We start from the raw sequence: 18,504 nt of genomic DNA, 5'->3' as shown, positions 1-18,504 counted from the left end.
GCCAGACAGGCAGCGGAACGCCGAAACGTCCCAGCAGAGCGCGGTAGGGAAACGCACCGAGCAACACGCGTTTGCCCGCCCCGTCCGCATCGCTCCAGACCAGCGCAACTTTGACGCCGTTCCCGCCGGCGAGATGAACCATCGCCGAGACAAGGGTTGCGCTTTCGAACTGGGTATTCGGATCCGCGGCCTGGTCGCCAAGCGCGTCGACTTGCGAGGCATAGGGCAACAGGGCATCCGCGCTTTCCAGCACCACGACATCCGCGTCGCGCAGAGAGTTCGCTGCGCGCTGCAACCGTTCGACCGTCAGCATGGGCTTGGCCGCAGCTCCGTCCCGCGTCTTGACCCTGCCGATATTTGTGCGAACTCCGGTCATGTCAGACACCCCGCTGGAAACCGATGAAACGGGCAACGCTTCCCGCACCGACGAATGATGAAATACCCAGCCGGCGCTTCACGATGATGCAAAGCCCGATGGAGGTGAGCGTCACCGACGCCGAGGTCGCAATGGCAGCGCCCTCAAGGCCGAACCGGGGAATGAGAAGAATGTTGAGGGCGATATTGCACAGCGCCGCGGCGCCATAGGCCCAGGCTGTCGCCTTCTGATGGCCCGTCATGTTCAGGACATGCTCGGTCGGACCGAAAGCGGCATGTGCAAGGAACCCGATCATCAATATCCAGAGAACCGGCGCGCCTTCGCGGAACTCCGGCCCGAAAAAGCTGAGCGCGAAGCCTCCGAAAACGAGAAGCCCCAATGCCGCGGCAAGCGTCGGCCAGAATACCGAATGAACCACGCCCCGCATGAGCTTCTGCAACTCCACATGCTTGCCGGAGGCATGAAGCTCGGCAAATTTCGGCGCGGCGGGCGCGGCAAAGGCGAAGTAGATGAAGCTCATCAGATTGGCAATGCGCGTCGCGGCAAAGTAGATGCCCACCTTGTCCGGATCGACATACTGGCCCAGCAGAACGATGTCGGTATTGGAGAGGACGAGATAGAACCCCTCGACCAGCACCAGTGGCACCGATGCAAGCCACCAATGTTTGAGGTGATAGACCGGTCGTGCCGTCGGTATATTTTTCCGCACACGACGCATCAGCAGAAAGCGCTGCAGGATGAGCGCCAGCATGGTCGCACCGAGTGCGCCGCAAATGACGTTGAGACCCGTCGGCTCGAACCCGGCCAGAAGAATACCGCCGGCGGCGATCACAATGCCAAGCGGCCGGAACACATAGGTCGGCAAATAAGCGAGATTGACCCAGCCAAAGGCACGGGCCGCCCCTTCCTGCCAGTCCATCAGCGCGAAGCCGGGAACGCAGAGAAGACCGAGGAACAGCGGCAAAAGGAAATAGCCGCTGATAACGCCCTGCAAGGCATAGAGAAGACCGCTGCCGATGACCACGGCGCCGAATGAAAGCGCCATCACGACATACCAGGAGGCACGCAGCATGCCCGCAAGGCGACGCCATTTTTCCCGCGCCCTGTAATCCGGCACGAAACGCAGCACCGACGTGCCGAAGCCCATGGGCACGATGATGCCCAGAACGATCACCCAGACCCAGACATATGAAAAAATGCCGTACTCAAAGGCGCCCATCCAGCGGGCAAGCAGGATTTGGCTGGTCAATCCGATGATTGCGCCCAGAACGCGAATACCCATGACGAAGGCCGCGCCACGAAGGACACCCGCAATGTCGCCATCGCGCATTTTGGCGACAAGCCCGGCCACCAGGGCGGAAATGCCGCCCTTTTCCGGTTTGTCGCCAGTCTGCGCGACCGGCGTTGCGGGATCCGCCGCTTGTGTCATTGCCATTCCTCAGGCCGATACGGTCGCGGCCCGCCCGAAAGTCAGCATCGACCGGCAGGAGCGCAACTTGAGATAGGCGTTGCAGAATAGCGGCGTGTTCTTGACGAACCGTTTCAGCCGAATGATCCCCCGGGCAGGAAATGCAGCAATCGAACCCCGCACTCCCTTGGCATCGAAATGGTTGTAGAGGTACTGGGTATTTTCGCACCAAATGGCCTTGTAGGCCTCGTCCCCCATGGTGAAATCGAAAACCGTATGACCGGTTTCAATCGCATGGTTCATGAGTTCCATCTGCTGTATGACACCGGGGCCGAAGCGGGCGGCCTCTGAGACCTCGTCATAGCTGGCGAGCAGGTCGTAGAAGCGACCGTTAAAGCTCACACAGAGATTGGCCGCCACGACGTCGTCGCCCACCGTCAGGCTGGAAACGCGCGCAATATCGCTGTCCGCATCGGTGACCAGCGCCTTGTAGAACTCGCGATAGCCGGGGCGGTCGAAGATATTGGCCACACCCATCCGCGCAAAGCTGCGGGCCTTCTGCGCCATCAGCGTCTCGATGGTCTCGACTTTCTCTTCATCATCGGCGTGCATCGCAAAAGCGATCTCACCGATTTCGCCCATTTTGCGGCGCTTCTGACGGTCGCGCTTCTTGCTGCCCGAAGAGCGCTTGCCCCCGTAGTAGCTTTCCCAGTCGGCGGTAAGGGTCGTGGAATGAGAGGCGCAATTGTGCTCGCTCAGGCCGCCAAGCTCCATGAAGGGATTGGCCTGCTCGCCGGCGCGCTTCGTCATGCGATTGAGCGCGACAAGATGATGCTTCGGCAGAAGAGCCCGCACTTCGTCCCAAAGCGCCGGAAACTGGCCCGGCCGCACCCGGCGGGCGAAATCCTTTGCAAGGATGGGCCCGGGATATTCAGCCAGTTCGCCGCCCAGCCAGACGAGCTTCTTGGCGAACAGATTGCCCTCAATCGCCAGCGGAAAGAGAAAGAGCGCCTCACCCGAGGCATCCCAGCCGACCACGATCTGCGGGCGAACCCGGCGGAGCGTCCCGATATGGCGCATCCAGTTGGAAAGCCACGCATAGGTCTGGAAAACGCTGCAATCGCCCTCGTCTTCCAGCTGACGCCAGATCTCCCGAACCTCGGACATATCTTCATGCACCGAGAGGAGAACACGCGGCTTCGCCGCCGCCCACGGCCCCTGAATGACCTGGCCTTCGCCGGAAAAGCCTGTTTTTTCCTGCAATTCCTCCCGGCCGATAGGCTGGGCTGACTGAAACTCCTCGAACTGCGACTTCATTTGGGTCATCGGGGCCTCGTTGAGATGCTTCGTTTTGAAACGTTCGTTTTTTTTCGGCGCAGTTCCGGAAAGGATTTCTCAATTCCGCACATGCACTCTGTTTGATGCATAAGGATTGCAAACGGCGTGCAATATCCCGTCGAAAAGTCGGGATTTACCGGATCAGGGGAAATGGCCGATATCGAAGCAGGCATGGCGGCGCCCGAAACGCGGGGACCGGCCCCCGAACCCTCTCTGATGAGAACGGGTTTGCTGGCGATTCACGCCATCCGGGGTCACCGCATGGCGCCGCGCTTCCTTTCGGGCCTCGGGGTCATTTTCATGCTTCACCGGGTGCGGCCCGCGCGCGCGGAGCCCTTTCAGCCCAATCGCCTGCTGGAGGTCACGCCGGATTTTCTGGACGACACCATCCGCCTCGTGAAACGGCTCGGCTATGACTGCGTCGATCTCGACGAGGCCGCGCGGCGCATCGAAACCGGCCATGACCGGAAATTCGCCGTCTTCACCCTGGATGACGGCTATCGCGACAATTTCACCGAGGCCTTGCCCGTCTTCGCGCGCCACGAAACCCCGTTCACCGTCTATCTGGCGACCGACCTGCCCGACGGAACGGCGAACCTCTGGTGGGTGGTGCTCGAAGAGGTCATCCGCAAGGCAAGACAGGTAACGCTCGACCTCGAGGGCCGGGAAGAATCCTTGCCCACCGGCACCACGGACGAGAAGAAAGCGGCCTGGCAGCGCATTTACTGGACTCTGCGAAAGAGACCGGAAAGCGAGATGCGGGCTGTCATCGCCGGCCTTGCCGAGAAATACGATATCCCGTCCGCCTCCCTCACACGGGAGGCCGCGATGAGCTGGGACGAGCTGCGCACGCTCGCACACCATCCAATGGCCCGCATCGAGGCTCATACGGCCGGGCATTTCGCCCTGTCGGGCCTGAGCGACGCGGCGGCCCGCGCGGAGGTCGACCGCGGCCTTGCCCGTCACGAAGCCGAACTCGGCGCCCGTCCGCGCCATTTCTCCTATCCATACGGGGATCACGCCTCGGCGGGCGGACGCGATTTCCGGCTCATCGCCGATATGGGCTTTCGCACGGCCACCACCACGCGCAAGGGCCTCATCCAGCCTCGCCACCGCGACAGGATGTGCGCGTTGCCCCGGCTCTCGCTCAATGGAGAGTTTCAGGATGTACGAATGGTGGAGACGCTGCTGAGCGGCCTGCCCTTTGCGCTCGGCAAGCCGATCGCTTCCATGGGGATCGACTAGTCGGACGCCCGGCCGCTCTCCGTCGAGGCGGACGAATCAGCCGACCGTGCGCGTTGCCGCCACCGTCCCCATCGGACCTCCACCTTCCGGCGAAACCGCCGCACGGGATGGAAATCCACCGACAGGATGATGATGCCGAGCGGAATCATCCAGAATCCGAGAATCGGTAGAAACCCGAACACGCCGCCGACGACCAGCGCGACACCGGCAATTGCCCGGGTCACCGGCGTACCCGGAGCTCTGAATTCCCTGTTGCCAAGACGCACACGCGCCATTTTTCCGCCCCGGTCGCTGCTGAAAGCCGGAAATCCCCGGCACTGCCTACCTAAATAGATATCCAAGATGTCGATTGTAAGGAATTTCGGTTGGCAGTCCGGTAACGCTTTTGCTATATGCAGGCTTCATCGACACATGGCGGCGAACAGCCCGACAGGTGCCGATCTGATCCTCGGTAGCTCAGTGGTAGAGCAACCGGCTGTTAACCGGTTGGTCGCTGGTTCGAATCCGGCCCGGGGAGCCATTTTAAAAGCCACGGCGCAGTTTCTGCGCCGTGGCTTTTTCTTTTCACCTCCGTCACCATATCCAGAAGAGCTGTTGAACCGCGCCTGCCCCCGGTTCGTATCAAAGGCGTGGCCCGATCAGCCCGGTCATTCATTTCGATGACCGGAGCAAGGAGGAGGTTCCGACGCCATGACAAAGACCACCGGTTCCCCCAGGCAGAATTTGCTGGCCGCTACATTGGTGACGCCTGCCAGACTGCGAACCATTGAATCGCTGCCGTTCTTCCTGCGGCTCGCCTTTCGCCTCCTGATGAGACTGCACTACGGCGCACTCGATCTTACCTTGCCCGATGGCCGCAGGTTCCGCTTCGAGGGCGTGGAAGACGGTCCCCATGCCGTGATGGAACTCAGGGACACCGCCGTCGCGCGGCGCTTCTTCACCGGCGGCGACCTCGGCGCGGCGGAAGCCTTTCTCGAAGGCATGTGGACGACGCCCGACGTCACGGCTTTTCTTCAGCTCTTTGAAAAAAACAAGCACGCCCTCCAGCGTCACCGCCACGGTTTTGGATTGCTGAAGCTCGTGGCCCGGCTGCGTCATCTCGCGCGGCGCAATTCGCGCAGCGGCTCCAAGCGCAACATCGAATACCACTACGATCTCGGAAACCATTTCTATCGCCGCTGGCTGGATCCGAGCATGACCTATTCCTCGGCGCATTTCGCACACCCCGACCAGCCCCTGCCGGAAGCGCAGGAGAACAAATACCGCATGCTCGCCGAGCGGATCGACCTGAAGCCCGAACATGAGCTTCTGGAGATCGGCTGCGGCTGGGGCGGCTTTGCCGAATTCGCCGCCCGGGAAATCGGCTGCCGTGTCACCGGCATCACGATCAGCAAGGAACAACTCGCCTTCGCCCGCGAGCGGATGGAAAAGGCGGGCCTGAGCGACCGCGTCGAGATCCGGTATCAGGACTACCGGGACGTCGAGGAAAAATACGACCGCGTCGCCTCCATCGAAATGTTCGAAGCGGTCGGCGAACAATACTGGCCCTCCTATTTCGACACACTGCATCGCTGTCTGAAGCCCGGCGGCGTGGCCGGCCTGCAGATCATCACCATCAACGACGTCTCCTTCACCACCTACCGCAGGCGCGCCGACTTCATTCAGCGCTACATCTTTCCCGGCGGCATGCTCCCCTCGCCCTCTGCCTTGCGCGACCAAGTGACCCGGGCCGGCCTGACATGGGTCGGCAATTTCAACTTCGGTCTCGACTATGCGGAGACGCTGAAACAATGGCGGGAGCGCTTTCTGGGCGCGTGGCCGGAAATTCAGCCCATGGGGTTCGACGACAGGTTCCGCCGCATGTGGGAGTTCTATCTCAGCTACTGCGAAGCGGGATTCCGCACCGGCAATATCGACGTGACGCAGGTAACGCTCGCGCGGCCCGGCAAGGCCTGAACCCGCTTTAGCCTCTCGCCATCGGCTGCTACCGTGACGGCATCATCCCCGCCGAAGCGAGTCGTCCCCGATGGAAAAACGCCTGACGCCCAGTCCCCGCACCCTCGACGATGTCGATCTGCAATCGCGCGAAACCATCGGACAGGGATGGGGCAAGCTGGAGCGCTTCACCTTCCGCCACCGTCGGCATGAAGGCGGCTGGTCCGATGTCGTCACGCGCGACGTCTACACCATCGGCGAAGTCACCTGTGTGCTGCCCTATGACCCCGCGCTCGACGCCGTTCTGCTTGTCGAACAGTTCCGGCCTTGCGGGCTGGTCCATGGCGAGGCGACCTGGCTCTTCGAGGCGATTGCCGGGATCATCGACCCCGGCGAAACGCCTGCCGACGTCGCCATCCGCGAAGCGAAGGAAGAAGCGAACTGCCTGATCTACGATCCGGTCCTGATCGGCCCCTTCTGGTCGTCGCCCGGCGGCTATGGCGAGCGCTCCTATATATTCGCGGCCAGGGCGGATCTCTCCTCGGTCGGCGGTATCCACGGTCTCGACCATGAGCATGAGGATATCAGGGCCGTTGTGGTGCCCCTTGCCGATGCTTTGGCCGCCATCAATGACGGCCGCATCCGCGACGCAAAGACAGCCCTTATGATTCAATGGGTTGCGTTGAATCTCGACCGGCTGAAGTAAGGGCTTTTCGCGCGCGCCTTACTTGAAGTGGCCGCCCCCGCTCCGTATGTTCCCATCAACGAATATTTTGCAACGAACATCAAGAAACGCCCGATGGACATCAAAAACGGCCTCGCCGACGCGATCGGCAACACACCGCTCCTCCGGCTGAAAAAGGCCTCCGAGGAAACCGGGTGTGAAATTCTCGGCAAGGCCGAGTTCCTGAACCCGGGCCAGTCGGTCAAGGACCGCGCGGCGCTCTTCATCATCCGCGACGCGCTGGACAAGGGCACGCTGAAGCCGGGCGGCGTCATCGTCGAAGGCACCGCCGGCAATACCGGTATCGGCCTTGCGCTTGTCGGCAACGCACTGGGTTTCAGAAGCGTGATCGTCATCCCCGAGACCCAGTCTCAGGAAAAGAAGGACATGCTGCGGCTGTGCGGCGCCGAACTCATCGAAGTACCGGCCGTGCCCTACAAGGACCCGAACAACTACGTGAAATATTCGGGCCGCCTCGCCGAGGAACTGAACGCCAAGGAACCCGGCGGCGCGATCTGGGCCAACCAGTTCGACAATGTCGCCAACCGGCAGGCCCATATCGAAACCACGGGGCCGGAAATCTACGCTCAGACCGATGGCAAGGTAGACGGCTTCATCTGCGCCGTCGGCACGGGCGGCACGCTGGCCGGCATCGGCATGGCGCTGAAGGAGCGCAACAAGGACATCCAGATCGGTCTCGCCGATCCGATGGGCGCCGCGCTCTACAATTATTACAAGAACGGCGAACTGAAATCCGAAGGCGGCTCCATAACGGAGGGCATCGGACAGGGACGAATCACGGCGAATCTCGAAGGCGCGCCGATTGATCTTCCTTTCCAGATCCCCGACGCGGAAGCCCTTCCGATCATCTTCGACCTGTTGCAGAACGAAGGCCTGTGCCTTGGCGGCTCCAGCGGCATCAACGTCGCGGGCGCCATTCGCCTCGCAAAGGAGCTGGGCCCGGGTCATACCATCGTCACGATCCTTTGCGACTACGGCACAAGGTATCAGAGCAAACTGTTCAACCCGGTTTTCCTGAAAGAGAAAGGCCTGCCAGTCCCGGCCTGGCTCTCCTGAGACCCCAGAGAGGAAACAAGAAATGGCTGCTGATCCATCCCCCCTTGCCAGAGAAGCAACAGCCGCCTCTTCCGCTCTGGTCAGTACCGACTGGCTTGCCCGCCACTTGGAGGCGCCCGATGTAACGATCGTCGATGCATCCTGGTACCTGCCCGAGCACCAGCGCGACCCCCGCGCCGAATATGAGCGCGAACACATTCCCGGCGCGCTTTTTTTCGACATCGATGAAATCTGCGATCTCGACAGCCCCTATCCGCACATGCTGCCGAGCCCCGAGAAATTTTCCTCCCGCATGCGCAAGATGGGCCTCGGCGACGGCACCCGCGTGGTCGTTTATGACGGGGCGGGCCTGTTCAGCGCCGCCCGCGTCTGGTGGATGTTTCGTGTCATGGGCCATGAAGATGTCGTCGTGCTGGATGGCGGCCTCAGGAAGTGGAAGGCCGAAGGACGCCCCGTAACCGATGAAACGTCGCGCAGCGGTGCGCGCCACTACACGGCGCGGCGCAACACCATGCTGATCCGCGACTGCGAAGCCGTTCAGCGCAATCTGGAAACACGGGCCGAGCAGATCGTCGATGCGCGCGGACCGGGCCGCTTCAACGGCACCGAGGCAGAACCGCGTCCGGGCGTTGCCGCGGGTCACATCCCGGGAAGCGTCAATGTTCCCGCCGCATGGCTCCTCGGCGAAGACGGCACGATGAAATCCCGCGACGAGTTGCGCGCGCTTTTCGAGAAGGCCGGTATCGACCTGCATCGTCCCATCGTCACGTCCTGCGGCTCGGGCGTAACCGCCTGCATCCTGGCGCTGGCGCTGCATGAACTCGGCCTGCCCCGCGTCGCCGTCTATGACGGTTCATGGGCCGAATGGGGCGCACAATCAGACCTTCCCCGCGAATGCTGAGACGAGCATATGGGCAAGAAGCACAAGACAACCGTTACGCATCTGGAGATGCTGGCGGATCCCATGCACGCAAAGCATCCCTTGCCATGCCCGCGCGGTAAATGCGCTCTGATGCGCGCCGAGCAGCCGCCGATCCATTTCTACCGATATCTCTATGACGCCATCGGCAGGGATTATGTCTGGGTCAATCGCAAACGACTGACCGACGAAGAACTCGGGGCGATCATCCATGACGAGAATGTCGAGATCTACATCCTCTACATGAACGGCGCTCCGGCCGGCTTTGTCGAACTCGACTTCCGTTTCATGCCTCGCGCCGAGCTTACCTTTCTCGGCGTGATGCCCGACTTCATCGGGACCGGGCTTGGCAGGTTCTTGCTGCAGGAAGCGCTCCGGATCGCGTGGAGCCACCACCCGAAACGCCTGATCCTGCAGACCTGCACACTCGACCACCCGCGCGCATTGACCATGTATCAGCGCGCCGGGTTCAACGTCTGCGGCCGCGAGGAAGTTGAGCTGGAAGAAGTGGACTGACCCTAATGGGCCAGGATCTGCGAAAGGAACGTCTTCGTCCTCTCGTTCTTCGGATGATTGAAAAAGGTTTCCGGATCGGCCGTTTCCACGATCTCGCCCTCATCCATGAAGACGACGCGATTGGCCACCTCGCGCGCAAAACCCATCTCATGGGTCACGCAAAGCATGGTCATGCCTTCCTTTGCGAGTTCCACCATCACATCCAGCACTTCCTTGATCATTTCAGGATCGAGCGCGGAGGTCGGCTCGTCGAACAGCATGACGCGCGGGTTCATGCACAGGGCGCGCGCAATGGCGACGCGCTGCTGCTGGCCGCCTGAAAGCTGCCCCGGATATTTGTGGGCCTGCTCGGGGATCTGCACGCGCTCCAGATATTTCATCGCCAGGTCGCGCGCTTCATGCTCCGGCATCTTCCGCACCCAGACAGGCGCGAGCGTGCAATTTTCGAGCACCGTCATATGCGGGAAAAGGTTGAATTGCTGGAACACCATCCCGACTTCGCGCCGCACACTGTCGATCTTCTTGAGATCGTCCGACAGTTCGATCCCGTCCACCACGATGGATCCGGCATCATGCGTCTCGAGGTGATTGATGCAGCGGATCAGCGTCGATTTGCCGGACCCTGATGGACCGGCAATCACGATCCGCTCGCCCTCATTCACCGTGAGGTTGATGTCTTTCAGGACATGAAAATCGCCGAACCATTTATCGAGATGCGAAATCTCGATAATCGCCTTGTCGGAGACTTTCATTTTCGGCGGAGAAACTGTTTCGGACATGAACGTCTCCTAGCGGCGCGATCCGGTGTTCAACCGGCGCTCCATATAGGCTGAATAACGGGCCATGCCGAAGCAGAAGACCCAGAACACAAGGGCGGCGAACAGATATCCGGTGACTGCCCCTTGCGGCACCGACCAGTTCGGATCGCTCAATTGCGACCGCACCTGCCCCAACAGGTCGAAGATGCCGACGATCAGCACCAGCGTCGTATCCTTGAACAGGCCGATAAACGTATTGACGATGCCGGGAATGACATGACGCAGCGCCTGAGGCAACACGACCAGCCCCATGGCCTGCCAATAGCTGAGCCCCCCTGCCCGCGCCGCCTCATATTGACCGCGCGGAATGGCCTGCAGCCCGCCACGCACCACTTCCGCCATATAGGCCGACGCGAAAAGCGCCACGCCGACGAGGCACCGCAGCAGATTGTCGAGCGAAACCCCTTCCGGCAGGAAAAGCGGCAACATGACGCTCGCCATGAAAAGCACAGTGACGAGCGGCACGCCGCGCCAGAATTCGATAAAGACAATCGAGACCAGCCGGATCGCGGGCATGGAGGAACGCCGCCCCAGAGCGAGAACGATACCGAGCGGCAGCGAAATCACGATACCCGTCACCGCCACGACAAGCGTCACCAGCAACCCGCCCCAATAGCTCGTATCGACCGCGGGCAGACCCGGACGTCCGCCTGCGAGAAGCGTGACGGCGATAACCGGATAGGCGATGAGCAGAAAGATCAGGTTGAAGCGCTTTGCGGGCGCCGCCGGAATAAGCGCAGGGATGAGCCCGATCGCCCCGAGCGCAAACACGACATAGACCCGCCAGACTTCCGACGGCGGATAGCGCCCATAGAGGAACTGGTCGATATTGGCCCAGACGAAAGGCCAGCAGGCCCCGGCATCCGGCCCGAGGCAGGCCTCGCGCGAAGAACCGGTCCATACGGCATTCACAAAGGTGAAATCGATGAATGGCGGCACAACCAGCCAGATGACGTAGAGCGACAACAGGGTCAGCGCGGTATTGAACCAGCTCGAAAACAGGTTTTTCCGCAGCCATGTGAGGCCCCGCGCCATGGAAAGCGGCACATGCGGTTTTTGGACTTGCGATGTCGTATCCGTCATCTACCGCTCCTGAATGGCCACACGGGCATTGTAGAGGTTCATGAGGAACGACGTGACGAGGCTGATCGTGAGATAGACGGCCATGGTGAGCGCGATCACCTCGATGGCCTGACCGGTCTGGTTGAGCACGGTCCCGGCAAACACCGCCACCAGGTCAGGATAGGCAATCGCAACGGCCAGCGAAGAGTTCTTGGTAAGATTGAGGAGCTGGCTCGTCAGCGGCGGCACGATCACCCGGAGCGCCTGCGGAATGACGACGAGGCGCAAGGTGCGGCCCTGCGGCAGGCCGAGCGCATAGGCCGCTTCCGTCTGCCCATGGCTGACCGACAGGATACCGGCGCGGACGATCTCTGCGATGAACGCCGCCGTGTAAAGCGTGAGGCCAAGAAGCAGGGCGATGAATTCCGGTATGAGGCGCATCCCGCCATCGAAACCGAACCCCCGATAAACCGGAAGGTCGAGCGTGAACGGCGCCCCGCCGACAAGCCATATCAGCGCTGGAACACCAAGCACGATCGCGATGGCCGTGCGCCAGGCCGGGAATATCTCACCCGTCGCGGCTTGCCGTTTGCGCGCCCAGCGAATGATCGCATAACCCGCAACGAGCGACAGCAGCACGGCAATGACGAACAGAGTGGAACTCTCGCCGAACACCGGTGAGGGAACCACCACGCCCCTGTTGTTCAGATAGACGCCTTCGAGCGGCGACAGACTGTCGGCCGGCGGCGGAAGCGGCCGCAAAACGGTGAAGTACCAGAAGAACAGTTGAAGCAGGAGCGGGATGTTCCGCATCACCTCGACATAGGTCCAGGCGAGCCTCGACACCAGCCAGTTGCTGGAAAGCCGCGCCACGCCGACGAAGAAACCGAGAATGGTGGCCAGAACGATACCGATACCGGCAACCATCAGCGTATTGATCAGACCGACCAGAAAGGCCCGGCCATAGGAAGACTCTTCCGTATAGGGAATGAGCGACTGAACGATACCGAAACCGGCCGTATTGTCCATGAAGCCGAAACCGGTCGCGATGTTCAGCCGCGCCAGATTGGCCTGTGTCGTCGTGACGATGAACCATCCGCCATAAAGCACAACAGCAATCAGCGCCGCCTGATAGACGACCGATTGAACTGCCGGATTGGACCATTTCAGCCCGATCTTCTGCTTGCCCTTTGTCGGTGCCCCCGCCACGCCCTTCACCTATCGGATCGGCGGCGCATACATGATGCCGCCCTTGTTCCAGAGCGCGTTCAGCCCGCGCTCAATACCAAGTTTTGTATTCGTGCCGACATTTCTCTCGAACACTTCACCGTAATTTCCGACATGACGGATGATACGAACGACCCAGTCGTCCGTGAGGCCGATCATATGGCCGTAGGCCCCCTCACCGCCAAGCAAGCGGCGCACTCTCGGCGAATCCGAGCCCTTCATCTCCTCCACATTCTTGGAGGTAACGCCCAGCTCCTCGGCATTGATCAAGGCAAAGAGCGTCCAGCGCGCGATGTCGGCCCATTGCGGATCGCCCTGCCGCACAGCCGGCCCCAATGGTTCCTTTGAAATGATCTCCGGCAGAATTCTGTGCTGGGAAGGATCCTTCATCTTCAGCCTGACCGCGGCGAGGCCTGACGCATCCGTCGTATAGGCGTCGCACCGATGATTGTCATAGGCGGCGAGCGCTTCGTCGTTCTTCTCGTAGGAAAGCACCTTGTATTTGTACCCGTGCGACCGGAAATAATCCGCCACATTGAGCTCGGTCGTAGTGCCGGTCTGTGTGCAGATCGTCGCGCCATCGAGGTCGGCGGCATTCTCGATGCCGGAGTCCTTGTGCACGATAAAGCCTTGGCCGTCATAATAGCTGACCCCTGCGAAATCGAGCCCGAGCTGCGTATCGCGCGACATGGTCCAGGTCGTATTGCGGGACAGGATATCGATCTCTCCGGATTGAAGCGCCGTAAAACGGTCCTTCGCGTTGAGCGGACGGAATTTCACCTTGGTCGGGTCATCGAAAATCGCCGAGGCGAGCGCCCGGCAATAATCCACATCGATGCCGGACCAGTGTCCCTTGTCGTCGGGATTCGAAAATCCGGGCAGCCCCTGATTCACGCCACAGACGAGTTCGCCCCGGTTACGCACCTCGGCAAGCGTGTTGCCCGCCCTGACTTCAGGCCGCGCCTTGCCGGTCGCGCTGTCCACCGCAGCCGGGCGATTGCCAGCCGGACCGGGCGCTTGGGCTATGGGCATGAAGAGGTAGACGATTGCCGCTCCGAGCACGAGGCCCATCAAAAGAGCCTGAAATCGATTCTCCATCCCGCTTCCTTTGCCAGCGCCCTGTGACAAGATGTTATGGTGTCCGCCAAGAGACTAACCACGATGCGCCTCAGCGCAAGGCCTGAGGCAGCCAGCACCACGCCGGGATATTATGAGCGAAAAGAAATTCTCCCGTCCGGAAACGACGATCGTCACGGCGGGGCGCGATCCGGAAGCCAATTTCGGGGTTGTCAACCCGCCCGTCTATCACGCCTCGACGATTCTCTATCCGACCTTCCAGTCGCTGAAAAAGCGCGAGGTCAAATACACCTATGGTCGCCGCGGCACCCCCACGACCGCCATGCTGGCCGAGGCCGTAGCGGAACTTGAGGGCGGCGCGCATTGCGCTCTCGCCCCGTCCGGCCTTGCCGCGGTCACCATCTCGCTGCTCGCAAACCTGAAGGCCGGCGACCATTTGCTGATGACGGACAGCGTCTACGGCCCGACCCGACATTTCTGCGACACGACGCTCACCCGTTTCGGCGTCGAGGTCGAATATTACGATCCCCGCATCGGCGGAGACATTTCGAAGCTCATCCGCCCGACCACAACCGTCGTCTTCGTGGAATCGCCCGGCTCCGTCACCTTCGAGGTGCAGGATATTCCCGCCATCGCCGAGGCGGCGCATGAAGGCGGCGCGCTCGTCATCATGGACAACACCTGGGCCTCGCCGCTTTTCTTCAAACCCTTCGAGCATGGCGTCGACATCTCCGTCCAGGCGGCGACCAAATATCTGTGCGGCCATTCCGATGTGATGGCCGGCACGATCACCACGACCGAAGAGGCCTGGCAGCAGACAATCGACGGGCACGGCCAGATCGGCATGTGCCTGGCGCCGGACGATGCCTATCTCATCCAGCGCGGGCTTCGGACCCTCAGCGTGCGGCTGAAACAGCATATGGAAACCGGCCTGGTACTGGCCCGCTGGCTCGAAACCCGACCGGAAGTCGCACGTGTCATCCATCCCGCACTCCCCAGCCACCCCGATCACGCGCTGTGGCAGCGTGACTTTACCGGCGCGAGCGGATTGTTCTCCATCGAGCTTGCGCCGTGCTCGGACGATGCGCTGGCCGCGATGCTGGACGATCTGGAACTTTACGGCATGGGATATAGCTGGGGCGGATATGAAAGCCTGATCGTGCCGCAATATCCCGCAAAGATCCGTACAGCAACGAAATACGAGGCGGAAGGCCCCCTGCTCCGCATCCATGCAGGCCTTGAATCACCTGAGGATCTCATGGCCGATCTGGAGGCCGGTTTCGACCGGCTGAACGCCGCCCGCTAACCCCAGCCATCTACCGACAACAGGAAACGTCAATTGGCCCGCAAAGAAGTCAAAAGCGAAATCGCCGGCAAGGTCTGGAAAATCGAAGCCGGTGTCGGAGACAGCCTCGAAGAGGAAGATCCCATTCTCATCCTTGAATCGATGAAGATGGAAATCCCGGTCGACGCGCCCTTCGACTGCACCCTGGTGGAAATCCTCGTCGTCGAGGAAGACCCGGTTGCGGAAGGACAGACGGTCGCCATTGTCGAGGAGAACTAAATCTCAGGCGTTCTCGCCGAAGAGCCGCCTCAAATGCGGGTTGAGGAATTTTCCGTTGGGGTCGAGCCTGCGGCGCACCTGCTGGAAGTCCTCCCAACGCGGATAAAGGTTCCGCAGCTCGGCCTCGCCAAGCGTGTGAAGTTTCCCCCAATGCGGACGCCCCTGATAGCGCGCGAAAATCGCCTCCGCTCCCTTGAAAAGCTCGGCATAGGGCTGACGGTGATACTGATGAACTGAAATCGTCACGCTGTCGCGCTCATGGAACGGGCTCAGCCACGCATCGTCCGCGGCGACATAGCGGAATTCGAGCGGGAAAAGGAAATTCACCCCGCACTTCTTCATATACTCGCCAACCTCCGCAATGCAGTCGGGGCCGCTCTCGGCGGGCACCGCGTACTCCATTTCGTTGAACCGGACATTCCGGTCGCTCGGAAACGCATCGAAAGACCATCTGGCCTTGCCGGCCTGACCCGGCGCATAACGTTCGCCCGCATTGCGTGTCATGAAGCGCTGAATGGGACCGCGCAAAGGCGGAGCAAAGCGCGCAACATCGCAAGCCCGCTGCATGATCCTGTCACCGCGCGAGATCTCACCATCAGGCGCGCGGCGACGCGGCTTCGCAGGCTGATCCGTTTCGTTGAGCGTCTTCACCAACACATCGTCTGCAAACGGAAACCAGAAAAACTCGAAATGCCGATTGGCGTCACGCATCTCCGGCGCTTTGGCCAGCGCTTCGGAGAGCGCCATGCGACCGCCGCCTTCCTCCAGCGCATAGGAAGGACGGAGCTGCATCTCGATTTCGCTCATCACACCCAGGCTACCGAAGCTGACGCGCCCCGCATCATAGACATCGGCGTTCTCGTTGCGGTTGCAATCGAGCACCTCGCCCGACGCGGTCACCAGCCTGAAACCTTGTACGGCGGCGGAAAGAGAACCGAGCTTTCCGCCTGTGCCATGCGTGCCCGTTCCCACGGCGCCCGCAAGCGCCTGCCGGTCGATGTCGCCCTGATTGGCGAGCGCCAGCCCCTTATCGTGCAGCATGGGGCCGAGATCGCGGATCGTCGTTCCCGCCGCGATGCGCGCCGTTTGCGCATTTGCGTCATGCGCCGTCACGCCGCTCATTTTTTCCAGAGACAGCAGAACATCGTCGGATGGCACGATTGCGGTGAAGGAATGCCCCCGGCCCGCGACACGGACAGGTCCTGCCGCCTCGCCAACGATGCGCGCCAGTGCGTCCTCGCTCTCGGGCGTCAGAATTTCCTTGGGCCAGGCTTTGACCCAACCGGACCAGTTCGACCAGACGGTGCTCATGCTTCCTCCTGTTCTTTGCGAACATGCTATCCGCTCGCCGGGCGCCGCAACAGAGCTGTCCCCACAAAACAAAATCCCCGGCATGGCCGGGGATGATGCTGCGAACAGAAAATGCCGCGGATCTATTTCATGGACTCCGCCTCGACAGCGGGTGCGAGCGGTTCCTGCGGCTGCGATTTCAGCATTTTCGCCGCCATTTTCGAGGCCGCCTTGATGTCGGCGGGCTCCATGGTCTTCGAAAGCCGCTTGATCGCCTCGGCCGGATAGTTGGGAAAACCGTTCTTGGCGGCCATGAGGTAATAGGCATAGGCGAGCTTCTGGTCCTTTTCGACGCCCTCGCCGTCCTCATACATGGTCCCGATATTGTATTGCGCATCCGGCTTGCCGTTATCCGCCGCCGCCTTGTACCACTTGGCCGCAAGCTTCGGATCGCGCTTCACGCCCCATCCCTTGTCGTAATAGGTACCGAGATCCATCTGCGCGCGAGGATCGCCTCCATCCGCGCCGATCATCATGTATTTCACGGCATCGGTGATGCTCCGGTCCACGACCTTGGCGTCGAAATACTCCTCGCCCAGACGGAAGGCAGCACCCGGATCCTTCTTTTCTTCCACCGCGCGCTTCCAGACCTTCATCGCCGCTTTGTAGTAGCCCCGGTGATACAGGTCCTGGCCGGACGCCTCACTGGCATCCTTCACCTGGGCAGCCGTGGTGATCGGCTTGTCGGCGGACGCAAAAGCCGGCTGCACGAAGTTCAGCGACAGGGCGAGCAGCAAAGCCGCGGCCGCGACCGTCAGCGCGGTCAGTACATCCTGGCGTTGCCTGGCCGACCCGCTCGATTCCTTGCGCATGTTTTCGTCTCCTCCGCTCGTTCTCCAGTGTGCATAAGGCGCAGCACATCATCCCTTCCATGAAGGATGAAAGTCATGGCCGGACGGTGCAACTTAAACCTTGGTTACCCGACTGAAAGACAGGTCACGCAGCCGAAGTCACATTTCTAGGGAACGATATGGGTCCCGGCACTGCCGTCGAAAACCGCCAATGCCTGAGAAAGGCTGCCAATAGAGGCGGTTTTTCCTGCTTCCAGAGCGAAATAGGCGGCGGCCTCCACTTTGGGGCCCATGGAGCCTGCGGCATAGCCGGAGCCATCCGCCTCAGTGGCATTTATTTCCGTAATCAATTCCTGATCGGGCGTCCCCCAATGCGCAAACACGCCTTCGACATCCGTCAGAATCACCAGCCGGTCCGCCTTGAGCCGGTGCGCCAGCAAAGCCGCCGCCCGATCCTTGTCGATCACCGCCTCGACCCCGGAAAGCCCCCCGCCATCCTGTGGAACGACCGGAACGCCCCCGCCGCCCGCACAAATCACCATCGCACCGGAGGCAAGCAGCGCAGAAATGGCGGGCAGCTCCACAATCTCGCGAGGCAACGGCGACGCGACGACACGCCGCCAACCGGATTTGCCTTCCTCCACCATGGCCCAGCCGCGCGCCGCGCCCAGTTCCTCTGCCTGCGCCGCGGTGTAAACCGGTCCGATGGGCTTGGTCGGTGACTGGAACGCGGGGTCGTCGCCATCCACTTCGGTCCGTGTGATGAGCGTCGCAATCGAATGATCCGTCAGCTCGGCCTGAAGCTCCTGCGCGATGACATATCCGATCATCCCTTGGGATTCCGCGCCGAGGATATCGAGCGGATAGGCAGGCACGTCCTTATAGGCATCCGCTTCCAGCGCGAGCAGGCCGACCTGCGGCCCGTTGCCATGGACGAGGACCAGTTCATGGCCTTTCGCGATGGCGGCGATCTGCCCCGCCGCCTCGCGCATGTTCCGGCGCTGGTTTTCCGCCGTCAGCGGTTCACCCCTCTTCAGAAGAGCATTCCCGCCCAAGGCAACGACAATCCGCATGGCT

At 61.3% G+C, this 18,504-nt stretch carries 18 protein-coding genes and 1 tRNA gene; 9 read left to right on the top strand and 10 right to left on the bottom strand.

From position 1 onward, the window contains the following. Window positions 1-377 precede the first annotated feature (377 nt). Together ACSSVQ_RS01410 and ACSSVQ_RS01405 are read right to left on the bottom strand one after the other, a co-directional pair. Entirely contained in the window at window positions 378-1,805 is a 1,428-nt protein-coding gene (locus ACSSVQ_RS01410; RefSeq protein ID WP_454180520.1) for an oligosaccharide flippase family protein, read from the bottom strand. 9 nt (window positions 1,806-1,814) lie between these two features. After that, a complete protein-coding gene (locus ACSSVQ_RS01405) occupies window positions 1,815-3,110 on the bottom strand; it encodes a GNAT family N-acetyltransferase (RefSeq protein ID WP_454180519.1) in 1,296 nt (431 codons plus the stop codon). Window positions 3,111-3,272: 162 nt separating this feature from the next. Here ACSSVQ_RS01405 and ACSSVQ_RS01400 point away from each other — a divergent pair, with 162 nt between their 5' ends. Further along, the gene (locus ACSSVQ_RS01400; protein ID WP_454180518.1) at window positions 3,273-4,367 is read left to right on the top strand and encodes a polysaccharide deacetylase family protein; all 1,095 of its coding nucleotides are present in this window, start codon (window positions 3,273-3,275) and stop codon (window positions 4,365-4,367) included. Here ACSSVQ_RS01400 and ACSSVQ_RS01395 read toward each other — a convergent pair. Beyond that, window positions 4,364-4,708, bottom strand: coding sequence for a PGPGW domain-containing protein (locus tag ACSSVQ_RS01395; RefSeq protein WP_454180517.1), 345 nt, complete (start codon window positions 4,706-4,708; stop codon window positions 4,364-4,366). The two genes, ACSSVQ_RS01400 and ACSSVQ_RS01395, sit on opposite strands and share 4 nt — an antisense overlap. Before the next feature lie 104 nt (window positions 4,709-4,812). Between ACSSVQ_RS01395 and ACSSVQ_RS01390 the strand changes: the two genes are divergently transcribed. The 6 genes from ACSSVQ_RS01390 to ACSSVQ_RS01365 all read left to right on the top strand — a co-directional run bounded on the left by ACSSVQ_RS01390 (window position 4,813) and on the right by ACSSVQ_RS01365 (window position 9,538). After that, window positions 4,813-4,887, top strand: a tRNA-Asn gene (locus ACSSVQ_RS01390). A 170-nt stretch (window positions 4,888-5,057) separates the two neighbouring features. Beyond that, the gene (locus ACSSVQ_RS01385; protein WP_454180516.1) at window positions 5,058-6,323 is read left to right on the top strand and encodes a class I SAM-dependent methyltransferase; all 1,266 of its coding nucleotides are present in this window, start codon (window positions 5,058-5,060) and stop codon (window positions 6,321-6,323) included. 70 nt (window positions 6,324-6,393) lie between these two features. Beyond that, window positions 6,394-7,008, top strand: a complete 615-nt coding sequence (locus tag ACSSVQ_RS01380; RefSeq protein ID WP_454180515.1) for an NUDIX domain-containing protein — start codon at window positions 6,394-6,396, stop codon at window positions 7,006-7,008. A 93-nt stretch (window positions 7,009-7,101) separates the two neighbouring features. Beyond that, a complete protein-coding gene (locus ACSSVQ_RS01375; protein WP_454180514.1) occupies window positions 7,102-8,103 on the top strand; it encodes a cysteine synthase A in 1,002 nt (333 codons plus the stop codon). Between the two features lie 22 nt (window positions 8,104-8,125). Next, window positions 8,126-9,004, top strand: a complete 879-nt coding sequence (sseA, locus tag ACSSVQ_RS01370; protein WP_293323677.1) for a 3-mercaptopyruvate sulfurtransferase — start codon at window positions 8,126-8,128, stop codon at window positions 9,002-9,004. Window positions 9,005-9,013: 9 nt separating this feature from the next. Continuing rightward, window positions 9,014-9,538, top strand: a complete 525-nt coding sequence (locus tag ACSSVQ_RS01365; RefSeq protein ID WP_454180513.1) for a GNAT family N-acetyltransferase — start codon at window positions 9,014-9,016, stop codon at window positions 9,536-9,538. A 2-nt stretch (window positions 9,539-9,540) separates the two neighbouring features. On the opposite strand, the gene ACSSVQ_RS01360 is transcribed toward ACSSVQ_RS01365, so the two are convergent. The 4 genes from ACSSVQ_RS01360 to ACSSVQ_RS01345 are packed head-to-tail and all read right to left on the bottom strand — an operon-like array spanning window position 9,541 to window position 13,677. After that, window positions 9,541-10,317, bottom strand: a complete 777-nt coding sequence (locus tag ACSSVQ_RS01360) for an amino acid ABC transporter ATP-binding protein (protein ID WP_454180512.1) — start codon at window positions 10,315-10,317, stop codon at window positions 9,541-9,543. A 9-nt stretch (window positions 10,318-10,326) separates the two neighbouring features. Beyond that, entirely contained in the window at window positions 10,327-11,439 is a 1,113-nt protein-coding gene (locus ACSSVQ_RS01355; RefSeq protein ID WP_454180511.1) for an amino acid ABC transporter permease, read from the bottom strand. Then, window positions 11,440-12,636 carry an amino acid ABC transporter permease gene (locus ACSSVQ_RS01350; RefSeq protein ID WP_454180510.1) on the bottom strand — a complete coding sequence of 399 codons (1,197 nt, stop codon included), beginning with the start codon at window positions 12,634-12,636 and terminating at the stop codon, window positions 11,440-11,442. It abuts the gene before it with no gap. Then, window positions 12,637-13,677, bottom strand: a complete 1,041-nt coding sequence (locus ACSSVQ_RS01345) for an amino acid ABC transporter substrate-binding protein (protein WP_454184627.1) — start codon at window positions 13,675-13,677, stop codon at window positions 12,637-12,639. A gap of 178 nt (window positions 13,678-13,855) precedes the next feature. Between ACSSVQ_RS01345 and metC the strand changes: the two genes are divergently transcribed. Beyond that, entirely contained in the window at window positions 13,856-15,028 is a 1,173-nt protein-coding gene (gene metC, locus ACSSVQ_RS01340; RefSeq protein ID WP_454180509.1) for a cystathionine beta-lyase, read from the top strand. Between the two features lie 33 nt (window positions 15,029-15,061). Then, the gene (locus ACSSVQ_RS01335; RefSeq protein WP_454180508.1) at window positions 15,062-15,286 is read left to right on the top strand and encodes an acetyl-CoA carboxylase biotin carboxyl carrier protein subunit; all 225 of its coding nucleotides are present in this window, start codon (window positions 15,062-15,064) and stop codon (window positions 15,284-15,286) included. A 3-nt stretch (window positions 15,287-15,289) separates the two neighbouring features. Here the strand turns inward: ACSSVQ_RS01335 and ACSSVQ_RS01330 are convergent, their stop codons facing one another. The 3 genes from ACSSVQ_RS01330 to arcC form a co-directional block, all read right to left on the bottom strand. After that, on the bottom strand, window positions 15,290-16,597 hold the full coding sequence (locus ACSSVQ_RS01330; RefSeq protein WP_454180507.1) for a D-arabinono-1,4-lactone oxidase: 1,308 nt from the start codon (window positions 16,595-16,597) through the stop codon (window positions 15,290-15,292). A 122-nt stretch (window positions 16,598-16,719) separates the two neighbouring features. Continuing rightward, window positions 16,720-17,448 carry a tetratricopeptide repeat protein gene (locus ACSSVQ_RS01325; protein ID WP_454180506.1) on the bottom strand — a complete coding sequence of 243 codons (729 nt, stop codon included), beginning with the start codon at window positions 17,446-17,448 and terminating at the stop codon, window positions 16,720-16,722. A 146-nt stretch (window positions 17,449-17,594) separates the two neighbouring features. Then, entirely contained in the window at window positions 17,595-18,500 is a 906-nt protein-coding gene (gene arcC / locus ACSSVQ_RS01320) for a carbamate kinase (RefSeq protein WP_454180505.1), read from the bottom strand. Window positions 18,501-18,504: the final 4 nt, after the last annotated feature.

Source organism: Parvibaculum sp. MBR-TMA-1.3b-4.2 (assembly GCF_053628815.1).
This window is presented reverse-complemented; position numbering and strand designations above follow the sequence as displayed.